Annotated in this window: 9 protein-coding genes; 5 read left to right on the forward strand and 4 right to left on the reverse strand. The window is 53.2% G+C overall.

The annotated features are described in order from the left end of the window. Nucleotides 1–26: 26 nt before the first annotated feature. Both tnpA and HLAC_RS15770 read left to right on the forward strand, forming a co-directional pair. On the forward strand, nucleotides 27–419 hold the full coding sequence (gene tnpA / locus HLAC_RS15765; RefSeq protein ID WP_009486679.1) for an IS200/IS605-like element ISHla19 family transposase: 393 nt from the start codon (nucleotides 27–29) through the stop codon (nucleotides 417–419). 1 nt (nucleotide 420) lies between these two features. Beyond that, on the forward strand, nucleotides 421–1,680 hold the full coding sequence (locus HLAC_RS15770) for an RNA-guided endonuclease TnpB family protein (RefSeq protein ID WP_009486680.1): 1,260 nt from the start codon (nucleotides 421–423) through the stop codon (nucleotides 1,678–1,680). 33 nt (nucleotides 1,681–1,713) lie between these two features. On the opposite strand, the gene HLAC_RS15775 is transcribed toward HLAC_RS15770, so the two are convergent. Both HLAC_RS15775 and HLAC_RS15780 read right to left on the reverse strand, forming a co-directional pair. Next, nucleotides 1,714–4,203, reverse strand: a complete 2,490-nt coding sequence (locus HLAC_RS15775) for a UvrD-helicase domain-containing protein (protein WP_079892130.1) — start codon at nucleotides 4,201–4,203, stop codon at nucleotides 1,714–1,716. Then, nucleotides 4,200–6,788: a PD-(D/E)XK nuclease family protein gene (locus HLAC_RS15780; RefSeq protein WP_015911603.1), complete on the reverse strand. Its 2,589-nt coding sequence runs from the start codon at nucleotides 6,786–6,788 to the stop codon at nucleotides 4,200–4,202. The genes HLAC_RS15775 and HLAC_RS15780 overlap by 4 nt, the downstream gene beginning before the upstream one ends. Before the next feature lie 249 nt (nucleotides 6,789–7,037). Between HLAC_RS15780 and HLAC_RS18945 the strand changes: the two genes are divergently transcribed. Continuing rightward, nucleotides 7,038–9,233 (forward strand): argonaute/piwi family protein, encoded by a 2,196-nt coding sequence (locus HLAC_RS18945; protein WP_015911604.1) that lies wholly within the window; start codon nucleotides 7,038–7,040, stop codon nucleotides 9,231–9,233. Here HLAC_RS18945 and HLAC_RS18950 read toward each other — a convergent pair. Both HLAC_RS18950 and HLAC_RS15795 read right to left on the reverse strand, forming a co-directional pair. Further along, nucleotides 9,214–10,161 (reverse strand): hypothetical protein, encoded by a 948-nt coding sequence (locus tag HLAC_RS18950; protein WP_015911605.1) that lies wholly within the window; start codon nucleotides 10,159–10,161, stop codon nucleotides 9,214–9,216. The two genes, HLAC_RS18945 and HLAC_RS18950, sit on opposite strands and share 20 nt — an antisense overlap. Before the next feature lie 133 nt (nucleotides 10,162–10,294). Continuing rightward, nucleotides 10,295–10,738: a hypothetical protein gene (locus HLAC_RS15795; protein WP_015911606.1), complete on the reverse strand. Its 444-nt coding sequence runs from the start codon at nucleotides 10,736–10,738 to the stop codon at nucleotides 10,295–10,297. A gap of 399 nt (nucleotides 10,739–11,137) precedes the next feature. Between HLAC_RS15795 and HLAC_RS15800 the strand changes: the two genes are divergently transcribed. Continuing rightward, on the forward strand, nucleotides 11,138–12,595 hold the full coding sequence (locus tag HLAC_RS15800; RefSeq protein WP_015911607.1) for a ribonuclease H-like domain-containing protein: 1,458 nt from the start codon (nucleotides 11,138–11,140) through the stop codon (nucleotides 12,593–12,595). A gap of 2 nt (nucleotides 12,596–12,597) precedes the next feature. Further along, nucleotides 12,598–15,165, forward strand: coding sequence for a DEAD/DEAH box helicase (locus tag HLAC_RS15805; protein ID WP_015911608.1), 2,568 nt, complete (start codon nucleotides 12,598–12,600; stop codon nucleotides 15,163–15,165). Nucleotides 15,166–15,168: the final 3 nt, after the last annotated feature.

Consider the following 15,168-nt stretch of genomic DNA (forward strand, 5'->3'; position numbering starts at 1 on the left):
GGGTGTGTAGAAATCAGTACGACCAAATGAAGTACAACCTCGAAACTGGGTCGCACACGGTCTACGCGCTCCAATATCACTTCGTGACCGTCACGAAGTACCGCGCAGACCTACTCACCGACGAAATCGCAGAACGGGTCGGTGAGATTGCCAGCGACATCTCCGAGGACTTCGGCGTAAACATCCAGAACGTCAACGGCGGAAGCGACCACGTTCACATCCTCTTCACGGCGAAGCCAACGACCGACCTCACCAAGTTCATCAACTCACTCAAGGGCGTCACATCTCGCAAAATCCGTGACGAGAACCCCGAGGTTCGGCAGGCGCTCGACAAAGCGTTCTGGCAACCGGGATACTTCCTCACCACCACTGGCCAAGTGAGCATCGACGTGCTGATGGAGTACGTGGAGGAGCAGTAGCGTGTCCACGACCGTCACGAAGACGTTGCAGGCGACGTTCGCACCCCCCACCGCGCACAAGCAGTCGAAACTCAACGACCTGCTCGAAACCTACCGTGACGGTCTGCAAGAAGCGTTCGACGCCGGGGCGAGTACCATGTCCTCGGTGAGCGACATCGTGACGCCCTACGACTTGCCGTATCAGGCCAAAGCCGCGCTCTGCAACTACGTCCCGAAACTCCGCAAGACGTACAACGCGCAGGATTTGGACGACGAACACCCGATACGACTCACGAACCAAGCCGCGAAGTTCGACCACTCGGAAGAACGCGACTACGAGTTTACGTGGTGGGTTCCTCGTCCCGGTCGGGGAACGAATTTCTGGATGCCGCTCCGCATCAATCCCGAACAGGAAGACCTCTGGCACGACCTCGTATCCGAGGACGCGAAAGCGGGCGAGATACGGCTTCAACAGCATCGGAAGAATTGGGTACTACACGTCACCGTCGAGTACCCGGTTGAAGAACCAGCGGCGGACGGTGACGCCACGCACATCGGCTTAGACATCGGAGAAACCGCCCTCATCACGGGCTGTGCCCTCAAGGACGGTTCTCCGACTGACCCGTTCGTGTGTAGCGGAAGCAGAGCGAAGCATCTCCGAAAAGAGATGCACACGACCCTGAAACGACTGCAAGAGCGTGACGCTTCGGAGTGGCGTACCGACGAACGGTTCGACCACTACCAGAACGCCCTCACCGACATCGTGGAGAAAGCGTCTCGGGAAGCCGTCGAGTACGCCAAGCAGTTTGAAAATCCGGTGTTGGTGATGGAGGACTTGACGTACATCCGTGAGCGTCTCGACTACGGGAAGTACATGAACCGTCGGCTTCACTCGTGGGCGTTCGCCCGACTCCAAGGGCGCATCGAGGACAAGGCGACGGAAGCAGGTATTCCGGTCGAGTACGTGAATCCGGCGTACACCTCGCAGACGTGCCACTCGTGCCACCGCATCGGTCGGCGGGACTCGCAGGCCGAGTTCCGGTGTCCGAACGATGACTGCCACGTTTCGACGTTTCAGGCCGACATCAACGCTTCCGCGAATATCGCACGACGGGTTGACCCGTGGGGAGAGAGCGTCCCGCTTGACAAGGCCGGACGCGATGACTCGCCTCGGGATGGGAGCGGTTGTGACACCGCCACGACTCACCGTGAGAAGAGCGTACCAGCGCAGATGACGCTCACGGCCTACGAAGAGTCGAAACCCTCTACCAGCGACGACTGACTGGTATTCCCCCTGCGTGGGAAGCCTCGCCGTTTACGGCGAGGAGGATGTCACATCCTCGCCGAGTACGTATGCCTCAGCGAAGTCGTGGACCTGTGAGCCAAACTCCATCCCGCGGCCACCAGTACCGTCGTCAAAGACAGCATCGTCAATGAACGTGTGTGGTGAGAACCGTGGAGACCCCTCACTCGCCGAGATTTCTACCTCGAAGGGAGACTCATCTACGGGCTCGGGCGTGAACGATGAAAGGTCGGGGTTGACAGCCTCGACGTCGACAGGAAGCTCCTCGAGAAACGTATTGGGATTCTCACCAGCGGTAAACACAACATGGTTCTCAGCGCGTGTGATGGCGACATAAAGCAATCTTCGTTCCTCATCATACTCGCGTGGGAGACATCGTCGGAGGACGTCTAGCTTCCAATTATCGTAGACGTACGGAACTCCATGAGCCACTTCCGAGTACAGTTTACGTCGACGGAGGCCGATGGGATCGTCGTAGGAGATATCAGTCCCACTTCCTCCTGAGGAAGGGAACTTATTGGTATTCATATTCGCGAGGATCACGATGGGATATTCGAGACCCTTCGTCGCGTGGATGGTCTGGACGGTCACTGAGTTGGTGCCAGCGCCAGCTTGGACCTCGTGTGTGCTGCCGGACTCGATTGCATCCTCAATGAACCGGATCAGATCGCCCCGGGTGAGCGTCGTAGCCTCGTACACTGACTGGACAGTATGGAGCACAACATCGGCCGTCGGACCCTCACAACCATATCGCTCAAATACGCGACGGGCAACGCCACCGAACGTCTCCAGTTTACGTAGCTCCTCCCGGAACCCGATCATCATCTCCGGATACGCCTCGTTTTTTAGGACTGCCTTTGACTCGTCGATTGTATAGCCTGCTTCCTCCAGGACGAGTGCCCAGCCGCGGTCGGCGTCCCGTTCAAGGATCCGGAACCATGCTAAGAGGAGCTTGGCAGCGTCAGTGCGGAACACCTCGATACCACCCTCGTACGCCATCGGAAGGCCACATTCCTCAGCCACATCCAACAGATCACGCCCGAAATCTCGAGTCCGCGTTACCACAGCTATATCACTGTACGTAGGTGCACGAAGTTCGCCATCTTTCTCAACCGCATAGGACTCGTTCCCAGTGATCTCATCGATTTTCGTGAGAATTGCTTCGTGTTCTTTGTCGCTGCGTATCGCCTCGATGATGCTGTTGTCGTAGTCAGCATCTGCAGTGAGCGACGTGATTTTCTCTCGAACGGCGTCGACATCGACTGATTCAGAGCTTGTCGCTGGTGTCGTGAGCGCATGCTCGGTGAAGTCCAACACCGACTGCGTCGAGCGGTAGTTGGTATCCAATTCAAGTTTCGTGACCGGTGTTGTGGGATACTGGATCCGGTCGTAGTCGTTGTTCAACTCCGTAGTGAACCGCTCAAGTCGCGTCTCGAACTCCCGGATGTTGTCGACATCAGCATATTGGAAACTGTAGATACTCTGTTTCCAGTCGCCGACCACACAGATATTGTTCGTCCCCGCCAGCAGTAGCGTCAGCTTGAACTGGATCTCACTGGAGTCCTGAAACTCGTCGACCATCACATATTCGTAGCCCAGCTCCTCCCGGAGTTCGTGGTCTTCGCACAATAGAACAAACGCGAACAGCTGGAGGAAGCTGAAGTTCAGATAATTGCGCCGGAGCGCAAACGAGAGGTAGGCGTGATACATGTCGTGAATGAACGTCTTGAGTTCCTCTCGGTCTTCCTCAAACACGCGACGGGCAACCGTGTCTGGTACCTGCTTACCGCCGTCACGAATTTCCCACCGTTCGGGAGCCTCCGGGAGGTAAGCCTTGTTCTCACCGTACTTATTGAGCTTCGCACGAAGGCGTGATTGTTTGCTCCCACCGTTCCGTGGTTCGTTAATCTCCTCAAACAGGTCCTCGAACGCCTCGAAATCGCCGTCAAGATGCGACTCGCCGTCGCGATACCAGCCCTTGGCCGTGGGGAACACGCCCTTCGCGGCAAGTTCCTTGATCAAATCAAGCAGTTCTGTGGTATCTGAGATGGCGGTGAAAAACGAGTTATACTCCGGATTAGTGTCCATAAACTGCCCGATGAACTCGTCGAACAGTGCCTCCTCAACTAGCTCATCCTCAAGGATCTGAGTTGACCCTGTAATCCGGTCATCGATACCGAGGTACGTCGGGACGGCATGGCCGTGTTCCTCCAGCAGATCGTTTGCCAGCGAGTGGAACGTCTGGATGGGTGCGTCTGTCAACTCCCGCATGCCATACTCACTTTGGCTCACGATCCGCTCCTTCATTTCGGCAGCCGCGTTGTTTGTGAACGTCACTAAGAGAATATCCGCAGGGTCAACATCACTCTGCTCGACAATCGTCGCGTACCGACGAGTGACGGTGAATGTCTTTCCGGTTCCGGCGCCAGCGTCGACGAGATGTAGTCCGTCTGTACTCTCAATGAGTCGACCTTGTTTCTCATTGGGATCGAAGTCGCTCATCGCTCACCCTCCAACAACAGGTCGCGGTTGTCGACGTACCTGTAGTTCGGCTCGCCAGCGAGGCCCTCCACAGGGAAGCGCTCGTCGCCAGCCAGTCGACGGTCGAGTTCGGTAAGACGGTCCTGGATGAATGTCTCGAATGCATCGAGATCGCTCTCGAAATAGTTACGCTCCCAGACACGGGTCATCTCCCGCATAGCCTGTTTGCTCCCCGTAGTCACGTACTTGTACTCACCAATAATGTCTTCCAACTGGTCAATCATCTGCTGGCCAAACGCCGATTCGATGAGTTCGTTGCTATCGGTTGTCTTCGGTGGCTTTTCCACCTCAAAGAGGTCATCGTACGCCTCATAATCTATTTTTGAAAGTATCTTTTGACATTTGTTCGCTCCATCCTCCAATAGATACTCAAAAAATTCTTCTCTGTTTACATACTCTTCTGGTGACGTGGGATAGTACGTCACAGTTGTCAGCGTATCCTCGATATCGACTTCACCCACAATAGCATCGTCTACTGTCTCAAGGAAGTGGAAGAATGTGAACTTCAGCCGCTCGTCCGGGAACTTTGAGCGCCAGTAGGTCAGGTATAACAGTGCCTGAAAGTTCGGCTCATCTGTCGGATCGTCGACCGAAGAGTGTTTCACCACATCACGTGCGCTTTTCTTCGAACCACTCTTGAAATCGGTCAGCTGGATTCGCGACTGAACCAAGTCGATCACACCGTTTATCCCGAGATCTTCGGCGTCGAACCGACGTTCAGTGACGGGCGAATCGACCGTTCGGTCGAAGTAATCAGCGATGATATTAGTGCCTCGTCCCGTTGAGGGTGTAAGAAAACTATCGTCAGTTGGCGGGTTTGCACCAAGATGAAAGATGATCGTTTTGAGACCGATTCGGTACTCCGTCCGGCGAGTTTCCTCGTCTACCGAGCGCATGAGTGGCCGCGCCTCTTCAAGCATGAACTCAACGGTTTCCTCGATCACAGTACTGTCGACAAACTCTGGATGGTTGACGTAGAATTCTGCGAAGTCGTGGAACAAATTACCCTCTGTGAAGTAATCTTTGTCCGGACTCTCAACCAACCGACTGAAATAGTAATCACGAGGTGAGTTGACATAAGTACTCAAGCTCGACTGGCTGATCGTCTCAACGGACTCTGTTGACACACTCGCAGACGTCTTCTCGAAGGCGGTTGGTGTTTCGAGATCGCTCCGTTGTGAGTGGGTCGTCGAGGGGAGGTCACTAAATCGATCGTACTCTTGTTCGAGTAGCTCCTCAAAGTAGAGACATGGAGTCACTGGGGACCCACCCGTGGAGTTTTGGACAAGATAGTGCTGCTTGCTGCCACTCTGGAGGAGGAGCTGAAATCCCTGAATATTGCGCGTATACTGTGCTTGCTGATCGACCCATGGTCGCCGTGGTGGCGAGTGAGTCCAGTCCTCATCAAGGCCGAGGAAGAAGACGACATCTCGTCCGACAAACGCCGCCGACTTTGCGTCTGCAAGGAGTACACCCTCGTTCTCACGATTAACCGGTACCTCGTACGATTGAAGGTAGAAAGATAGCTGGTCGACTCCGTGTTCAGTGACGGGTTCGTTTGCGATGCTGAGTGTGTCGAGTTCGTCACGGAATGTCTCAAGTTCGCAATTCGCTCGTTTCTTGAAGGCAGTTAGCGCCTCACCGAACGTGTATGTCTCAGCCTTACGACAGAAGTCAGTCAACCAGACAAGTTCGGGGGCCTCTGTCTGATACAACCGTTTTTCCTCGTGTGCAATGTCGAGGTCGATATTGAGCGTCGCAAGCAACGGACGTATCTCCTCAATGAGAGTCTCAGTCCCACGAAATGCCGTCCGAAGTAGCTGCAGAAACGCTCGGTGCTCCGCGAGGTCACTGAATCCTGGGCCTCCAAAGAACGGAATGCCAGCGGCTTCTAGCGCCGACTCAACAAGCGGTGAGTACTCGCTATTCTGATCCAATACAATGGCAACGTTCTCTGCATTCTTCACTGAGACCGAGTTTATGACGGCGTCGACGATAGCCGTGGTTGAGTCTAAAATACGGAACTCCGGCAGCTCGAAGGGATCGTCCGTGAACAGGTCGACCGTGTCGTACTCATCGGGGAGAAATGAGCGCTCCAACTGTGTGAGCATGTCAAAGCCGACGATGACTACGTCCTGATTTGGGTCGATGTTACCGATAGTGAGTTCCATCGATGCTGTGTCAATGTCAGCAATGCGCTTGACAGCACGCTCGGTTGCGTCGTCGACATACGCATCGTATTCAAGGATGGCGTTATGGGAGCCTTGGTGTTCCCAACACTGAAGAATATTTCCGATGGCGTAGGCAATCTGCTTCCACGAAATATCATCATGCTCAATTATATCAAGAAACGCGAGTCGATCTTCAGATTTCTCACGGCGGCCGGCAGCGAGCCGGCGCGGTGGGATTGCGAATGGGCCAAGATGCGGTTGGTCTAGCTGACGATTGAGTGCACTTGCCAGTGGCCCGTCGGGTGTAATAATGAGGTCATAGCTTTCGACCTCATTGTACAGCCTTTCGGGAGTTTTGGCTTTGGGGAAAGACACAATTAAAATAAAGTAATAGTATCTGATAAGTGTTTATCCCTAGAAAAATCTTAATAAGAGGAATAGAGAAGTTTACAGACGGTCCACTTTCAGTTTGACATATAACTATTACAAAAATCTAATTGCACCTTTAATTCAGATAACTGCTCTGCTATTACCCACAATTACTTATAGGACTGCAGAATCTTAGTTTACCGCTAAGCAGGTTGTGTCGGTAGTTTTATAATTTGGTGAAATGAATATCGCTTAATGAGTATCTTCGCAAATTCTTTCGAAATCGAGGTCCCGACACTACCTGCGGAAATATATAAAATTGATCCTCAACCTTCTGAGAGTGATCCTTGGCGGGCGCTTGATTCATATGAGGAGTCCATAGAGCGGACTTGCCGAGGAAGTGCCCACAGAATCAAAAACAGTGGTGACTGGGCGATTTTATCGATAGCAGCCACAGATAGCCAAGATGAACTTCAAGGGCCGGATGGAACAAGGCTTGTTCGCACCAGCGAGACAACTGTAGGGGGCGAGAACGGAAGATATCAATCCGCAGTAAAGCAAGCACTGCGGAATTCGTTGGAATGGTTCGTGACGAACCATCTGGACTTCTGGGAGCGTGGGAACAGCCAAGCGTTCTATGAGTGGGACCCATCGAACACCGTCGGTATGTACGATGCATACCATGGGTACAAAGCAACAATTGATTACAACGACGGCTATTACCTCACTGTCGATTCGACTGTTAAATTCATTTCCAGTAAATCTATCAACGAATATCTCTCGGAATTGGGGAGAGACGTCGTCAAGACGCGATTTTTTGACCGTTATTGCACCCTGATGTCAGACTCACGCCCTTCTGTGGAACTCGTCTCTCTGGCTGAAGACCTGACTGTCTCCGATAAAACGATGAACTTTGGCGGGAAGGAAATGTCGGTTATTGATTACATAAAATCAGATGACAAGTACTCACAGGAAGCCTTTGATGCCATAGACCCTGATGAGCCATTGGCAAGAGTTCGGTTCCCTTGGAGTGATGATCCCGTTGACACCGCCCCATCGTTGCTCCATCCACTTCCCAATGGAATAGAACCGAAGATGACAGGATATGCGGCACGATCAGCAGACGAACGATGGCGCGATACTGAACGATTCGCTAAGCGAATTGATTACGTTCAGGTGTTCGATGAGCAATGCAATGTCTCAGACGAACCTCGGCGAGGGGGATCCGTCCACGATTATCCATCGCTCAAGTTTGGAGGAACAGAAGTACTGAATCTCGGCCAACAGAACCCACTTAATACGGATCAGACAGTTAATAGACAAAACTGGCGATATCTTGTCCGGGATTTCTTGGAAGAATATGGACCTGCAGTTCGACAAAGAGGTGCTGCACAAATCGATGTTGTTCATCCTGACGGGCGGAGCGATATGGCTGCAGAACTATTTGCAAATTTGTCGAAATACCTTGAGAATTTCGTCGGGATCACAGTTCGCGATCAACCAGGAATTGTTTCTCACTCTGACTATCAGAAACTCCGAGAGTGGAGAGAACGTCACGCCGAAGACTCAGATGGAATCCTCGTCCTTCAGGAGGATGGCTCTGACCGTTATCTCGATATCGTCGCTGAACTTGAAGGGAACCCGACACAGGGAATCACTGTTGGCACCTACGAGTCTTCACTTCGGTCCTCTGGATTCGATGACTCAATGTATAACATCGCATGCGGACTTGCGACGAAGATGGGTGTTCGCCCCTTCCTGCTCGACCAACCACTGAACGCAGACTTATTTTTGGGAATGAGTGTTACTGGGGACGAGGTGAATAACGCTACAGCAGTTCTAGTGTCCGGTGAAGACGGTGATCTTATCGGTCAGACACAGACTAATTTGGCGACAGGATCGAGCACAGTTACTGGAAAAGACGTTGCTGCTCGAATCGTCCGGCAACAGATTTCCGCTGCAATTGACCGGAATCAGCTCGGTTACGTGGGATCACTCACCATTCATCGTAACGGTCAGTTCGGAGATGGAGAGTTGGAAGGGATACGAGAGGGCATCGCGGAACTACAGTCCAGTGGTGATCTCAACGAGGAACTCACATGGCAAGCAATAGAGATATCAGACGGTTCATCCCATCGCCTCTACACTGACGATTCTGGATCTATGGTACAGACTGGATCAGTTATGCCACTCGATGACAAGAGCGTAACTGTTGTAACGTTCGGTTCTCCGCATATTCATCAGGCTACCCCTGATCCGTTGTACTGTACAATTGCGGATGGAGAAGGAGAAACAGATATCAATTTAATTGGGACAGATATCCTGTCTCTCTCGTTTCTTAATTGGGGATCGCCGATGATGAAAATGAAGCAACCCTTGACGACTTACCTCCCAGCAGAGATGCATGACATTTTATCAACTGGAACACAGCTTAATCACCCTCCGTTCTGAGCCCCAGATGTAGCCTATTTGCCTCAACTCTTAGATGACGGGTCTCCGACACCGAGGTCTTTCCGAACGTTTCCTCCATCAACCGTGTAAGGTCTACGTCGATCTGTCTCTCGGCTATTTCCTCGATCGCGTTCAGCAGGTTCTGTTCGATCCAACTATCATACTCCGAACTTTTGTCACGCTCAAGAATGGATAGATGAGCTTCATAGCTATTTACAGCTTCGCCAAGATTGTCTAGTACGTTCGAATTGAGACGATTCTCCAAAATCGCGGTGACGTATCTGTAGCGTAGCGCGTCCGGTGGATGCCCAATTTCGTCAGAGTACTGAGGGAGAAAGTACGGCTGCTTTGACTGAAGATTACTAACAACTGCAGACAGGTAGGCTGGACCAAAAATAAGGGCCCCGCAGGCATCACAGAGTAGTTCTGGAAACCACTCCTGCCAAGTGGCCCGTACAAGTGGCCGCTGGCGCTCTCTGAACTCCGAAACAAACCCCTCAAGTTCTTTTCTAAACCCTCGTAGTGCTTCCGTCGATAAGTGATCAACGACGGCGTGACCCAGTTCGTGGGCCAGTAGTGGAGAGTCAGAAAAAACATCATTTTGACGAGGAAGATGAATTGCATAGTAATCTTGATGAATCACACCATAGGATGCAAACGCGTCCCAGACTACTGGTAGGTACGTCGCGTCGATTTTAAGCCGTTTGTCAACCTCGTCACAAACATTTGCTGCATATTCAAGCAGAGTGGGATACCGATTCGACTGCTCGATAGATAGTGTATGATATAGTATTGCCTGTTGGAGATCTTCTACCCGTGAGCGCGTGTTTGTCAATCTGCTAAGGTGAGGGGCATAAACTCTCCGTAACTGCTCCGTTGAGGGGTTCTGTTTAGCGGTTTCCTGCAATAGATCCTCACGATCCTTCACTGTCTGCAGTTCGCTTCTTACACTTTCAACCAAGTTGACAAACGGATATTCATCAGTTAGGTTCTGTTCTGAAAGATATTTCTCAAGATGACTAACTTGTCCCTCAATTCTTTCACGACGATGATATGTGAGCTTAACCGACAAGCTTACTCCTTAGTCGCTCTGCCTCAGATTTAGATACTTTTCCGGCGAGTTCTTCGATGTCAGTGAGAGTTGTCTCCGCGCGTTGAATACCCTGTACTGCATCAAGATTCTCTTCAGCCTGCTCCAGTGATTCAATATCTTCCTCTAACCTTGTCACAGCTTCGTTCGAAACCTGTCGCCAGTTGTCGCAGAGTTGCTGTGATAATGCGTATGTGTAATCGTCTACTTCTTCCGGCGATGTCAGCCCTCGACGTAGCTTCGAAAGGAGTTTCTTACCCTCACTCAGTTGAGACCGGAGCGTGTCGTCTTGGTAGGACATTTCGAGTCCGTCGTCACGGTTTCTAAGCACGCCAATGGCTAAGAGCGCGGCGTCAGCCTGCTCATTGAAGCGGCGGTTTTCTTCGTGCCGCCGCCTCGTTCGCCAGATGCTCATCGTTAAGACGAAATTGTAGGCCGAAGTGCAAATATCTTGCTGTAGCCACCGTCCATCTACTGAACGCCATTTTCAGCGGTTAAAACGGTGGATTGTAGTCAGTTAGCACTTTATTTAATCCAAAATAATATCAATTTAAGTGTAATTTTGAAATGTGATTCTGAGACAGTATTCCAATGAAGTGCAGTCCACACTACCTACGAGCGTGTTTACATCGGTATTGGATTGTTGCCAATTTAATATCTGTTTCAAAACACCTGAATCTAAATAGATGATGAAAAAATTCTGATTAAAAAGTATAAGATACCTGCATTCAATAGTGTATCTATGATTAGTATTTTGGATGAGAAAAACTCGGTCAATAATCAACCGATATCAGAAAATATTCGCCAATAATACATGTCTGTTGATCTTGGTGTACGTCTACTTACTCTCCGATGTGATGCGCTGGCTGAAGCGTCGACGACTACCATCACTGATCTGGTCGACTACTTCGAAGCAGATCTCATCTATATTATTGAAGAAAAACTGGACATGCGAATCGTGAGCACAGTCGAGCGTACTGCTTCTTGTTCAGTAGTATACACTCGAAGTAGCGCGGTTCACACCGAGACTGTTGACGGGGTCACCGTGTCTATTGTCAGCTCGCTCGACTTCATAGGTGGGGCCTCCACCGCCAGCGGGCGAGAGATTCCAGAGGATGTCAACTACGTCATCTGTGATGAGATTCAGACAAGCGCCGACTCGGTCACATTAGATGTCTCACTCGATGGTCTCGACCACCTCGCTCGCTTCCAGAATCGAACCGACCGAGAAGTAACGTTCCTCACCGGGGCCATGGAGGCCAGTTACGATTTCGTATGGAAGGCCGACGTCGACGACGAGAGCGTTCGCCTCCCCATCCGCGGACTTGCTCCAACCCGCCGGCAAGGGGCACCCGAACTCGCCTGCATTTCGCTTGATTCGGGTGGCCGCATCGCTGTGTCCACGACACCGGCGGATAAATTCGGTCTGCAATCTCTTTCGGGTGTGGGCAAGGGAACCGCCCCAAAGCTCGCTCGAAATGGGTACGAGACGCGTGACGACGTCGCAGCCGCGACGGAACAAGAGCTTCGTGAGGTGCAAGGTATCGGTGAGTCGAAAGCTCAGAGCATCCGCCAGAGCGCCCACGCATTATCCGAGGGATGCGTCATCCGTCTCACGGACGAAACTGTCCCGGCAGCAGAGTATAGTCCGCTGTTCATCGATATCGAGACCGACGGCCTTAATCCGAGTATCATCTGGCTCATCGGCGTCTATGACCCTGAAACAGACGAGTACGTCGACTTCATCGATACAGAACCGTCGCGAGAAAACCCAGGCAAAGCCACCCGAGAGTTTGTTGCGTGGCTAGCCAGCAAGTACGATCGCACGTCCCTCATCGCGTGGAACGGCCACAACTTCGACTTCAAACACCTCAGCCGATTCATCCGAGGACACGCACCGGAGTACGCAGACTACTGGTCGAACTCCGTATTCGAGTACGACCTGTTCGATTGGGCTGTGCGAAAAGACAACGCCATCCTCCCCGGTCGGACGAACCGGGTTGAAGATGTCGCTGAGGCTCTCGGGCATGGGCGCGACTCGGCTGCTGCCGCCGTGGATGGGAAATCACTGGCGAAGACCATCCAACGGCTTCTCGTGTCTCCAGAGCGCGCTCGAGACCTAGACTGGGAGGCCGCTCGGGCATACTGTGAGGCAGACGTCCGTGAGCTGGCTGCAGTCTACGAATCGATTGCTGAGGCGACGCCCGGCCACAAGCGTGCCAGCGTTCCTGCTGATGAAAACACCACGCAGACCGGACTCATGGACTTCTAACAATGCACGACGACCACGATACCGACCACAGCCAGACAGACCTTACGACCAATCCGAAGGACAACAGCAACAACGGTGATATCGATATCGAGACGGACATCCTCCAACTCACCGGCGAGGATCTCGAGAGTACCTACCCGAATAACCGCTACTTCGGGCAGGTTCACGAAAACTTCGAGATTCCCGCTCGTGAGGAACAGACTGTTCCAGCAGGGGACGTGCTTCCGCCCAAGATCGCTCAAAACCTCGAATTCAACCCGTGGAGCCACCAAGCAGAGGCTCTCCAGGTGCTCGACCGCGGTGACAACGTGTGTGTGGCGACTAGTACATCCTCGGGGAAGACGCTGGTCTACGGTCTTCACATCGCTCGTCAATACCTTGAGGATCCGGAGACGCGGTCGCTTATTGTCTATCCGACAAAGGCGCTCAGTCGCGACCAAGAGCAAGAACTCAACGAGTTCCTTCGTAACACGCTTGGACTGGATATCAGTGTCGGCGTCTACGATGGTGACACGAAGAGCGAGGAAAAGTCTCGCATCCGCGATGAGTGCAACGTCGTAATCACGAACTTCGTCGGTCTGAATCAGTATCTGGAGAGTCACCACCTGTGGGCAGACTTCCATTCGAACTGCTCGCTAGTGGTTATCGACGAAGCCCACATGTGGACTGGCCTCGGCGGGATGCACGTCGCCTGGATCCTCCGACGCGCCCAGCGGATCATCGATTACTACGGCGGCGATCCGCAGTACGTTCTCACGACGGCGACGATTGGCAATCCCACAGAACACGCTCTCGCACTCACTGGTGAGCCCGCGGCAGTCGTCGACGAAGACGGATCACCGCGAGGCATCCGTCACCTCGTGTTCTGGGACCCCCCGATGAGTGGTGACGACGGTTTCACTGACGACATCGACTCTCCGGCGCTTTCGAAGCGTCCTGCGACGGTCGAAGCCCCGGAAGTGTGGGCGCATATGTGCCAGAAGAACGTCCAGTCGCTCCTGTTCTGTGACTCGCGGAAGCTCACCGAGTTGTCTGTCAACCGTGCGAAGCGGTTCATCAGCGACCCAAAGAACCGATATCAGGGAAGACCGGACCTCGCATCCTACCATGCCGGACACGGCAAACAGTCCCGTCGAGGGACGGAGTACCAACTCAAAGAAGGACAACTTGACGGCGTCTCGACGACGAGTGCCCTGGAAGTCGGTATCAATATCGGCGGCGTCGATGGGACCGTCCTCATGGGCTATCCGGGGTCGCGCCAGTCGTTCTGGCAACGAATCGGTCGATCGGGCAGAGGAACGCGAGATGCGCTCTCTGTGTTCGTCCCGAGCCACTCCACGCTCGACCAGTACATTCTCCGGCACCCGGAGTATGTCCTCGAAGAAGATCACGAGAGCGCCGTAGTCGACCTCGACAACAATCCCGTGTACCTCCAGCAACTCAACTGCGCCGCGCAGGAACTCCCCCTCACACGCGATGATGCAGAGGATTTCGGAGGCGAGGAACGACTGGAACGTGCCGTGGAGTACGGCCGACGTAAGGGCGACCTCGAAGGATCCCTCGATAGCGGCGTGATGTACGCCCATCGCGACCGCCCACAGGATGCGATCAGCCTATACTCCTCCGGCGGAAACACCTTCGACGTTCGACTAGCTGGCGATGGATCGATTGATCACCAACCGATCGGCCGTGACCGGGCCTACAGAGACTACCACGAAGGAGCAACTGTTCTCCACCAGGGCGAGCAGTATCAGGTCGTCGAACTCCGAGAGGACATCCCACAGCCGTACATCTCGCTCGAGAAAGCGAATGTGAGCTATTACACTCAGTCCCAAGGCCAAGTCAACATTTACGACACGGTCGTCGAGGACTCACGCGAGGTCGGGCCGTTCACCCTCAACTGGGGGTATGGAACGGTATCTATCCACTATAGCACGTACCTCAAGCGAGAAATCGGAAGCGGGGACGTGCTTGAGTTGGGCAATGAAACTGGTGTGCCCCCGTTAGAAATGCGAACCCAGCTGTGTTGGGCCGAGACTCCCAACGACATCGAACGGGCGATGCTCAACAAGCACTCGGAGTACCACAATCCAGAATGTATCAACCTCCCACCGCGGCTTCACGGGTACCTCGGTGGGATTCACGCCGTCGAACACGCGATGATCGCCGTATCGCCACTTGAGCTGAAAGTCGATGGCGGTGACATCGGTGGCCTCGCAACGAATCGGCTTCCTGGCAATCCCGACAAGAGTGGATGGTTCATCTACGACGGTATCGAGGGTGGTCTCGGGTTCTCACGCTCGATTTACGAACACTTCGAAGACGTCGCCCGGCGTGCCCACGACCTCATCGTGGATTGTTCGTGTGGCCGTGACGAAGGGTGTCCCGCCTGTACGATGGACGACCGCTGCGGAAACGACAACCGCCCGCTGTACTCTCCTGCAGCTGCAGACGTCATCGAGCATCTGCTCGGTGATCAGGAGGAGGATGACCTCAACGAACATCTCCCAGAGACGGGTAGCGAAGTGACCCCTGTCGAAGAACAGCGACCGCCTGCCTCAATCTCATAAGAA

The organism is Halorubrum lacusprofundi ATCC 49239 (assembly GCF_000022205.1).
Classification (GTDB): domain Archaea; phylum Halobacteriota; class Halobacteria; order Halobacteriales; family Haloferacaceae; genus Halorubrum; species Halorubrum lacusprofundi.

Excerpts from the sequence above, each read along its gene's own strand:
- HLAC_RS15800 (WP_015911607.1), top strand. The coding sequence starts at position 11,138 with ATGTCTGTTGATCTTGGTGTACGTCTACTTACTCTCCGATGTGATGCG.
- HLAC_RS15775 (WP_079892130.1), bottom strand. The coding sequence starts at position 4,203 with ATGAGCGACTTCGATCCCAATGAGAAACAAGGTCGACTCATTGAGAGT.
- HLAC_RS18945 (WP_015911604.1), top strand. The coding sequence starts at position 7,038 with ATGAGTATCTTCGCAAATTCTTTCGAAATCGAGGTCCCGACACTACCT.
- HLAC_RS15805 (WP_015911608.1), top strand. The coding sequence starts at position 12,598 with ATGCACGACGACCACGATACCGACCACAGCCAGACAGACCTTACGACC.
- tnpA (WP_009486679.1), top strand. The coding sequence starts at position 27 with ATGAAGTACAACCTCGAAACTGGGTCGCACACGGTCTACGCGCTCCAA.
- HLAC_RS15795 (WP_015911606.1), bottom strand. The coding sequence starts at position 10,738 with ATGAGCATCTGGCGAACGAGGCGGCGGCACGAAGAAAACCGCCGCTTC.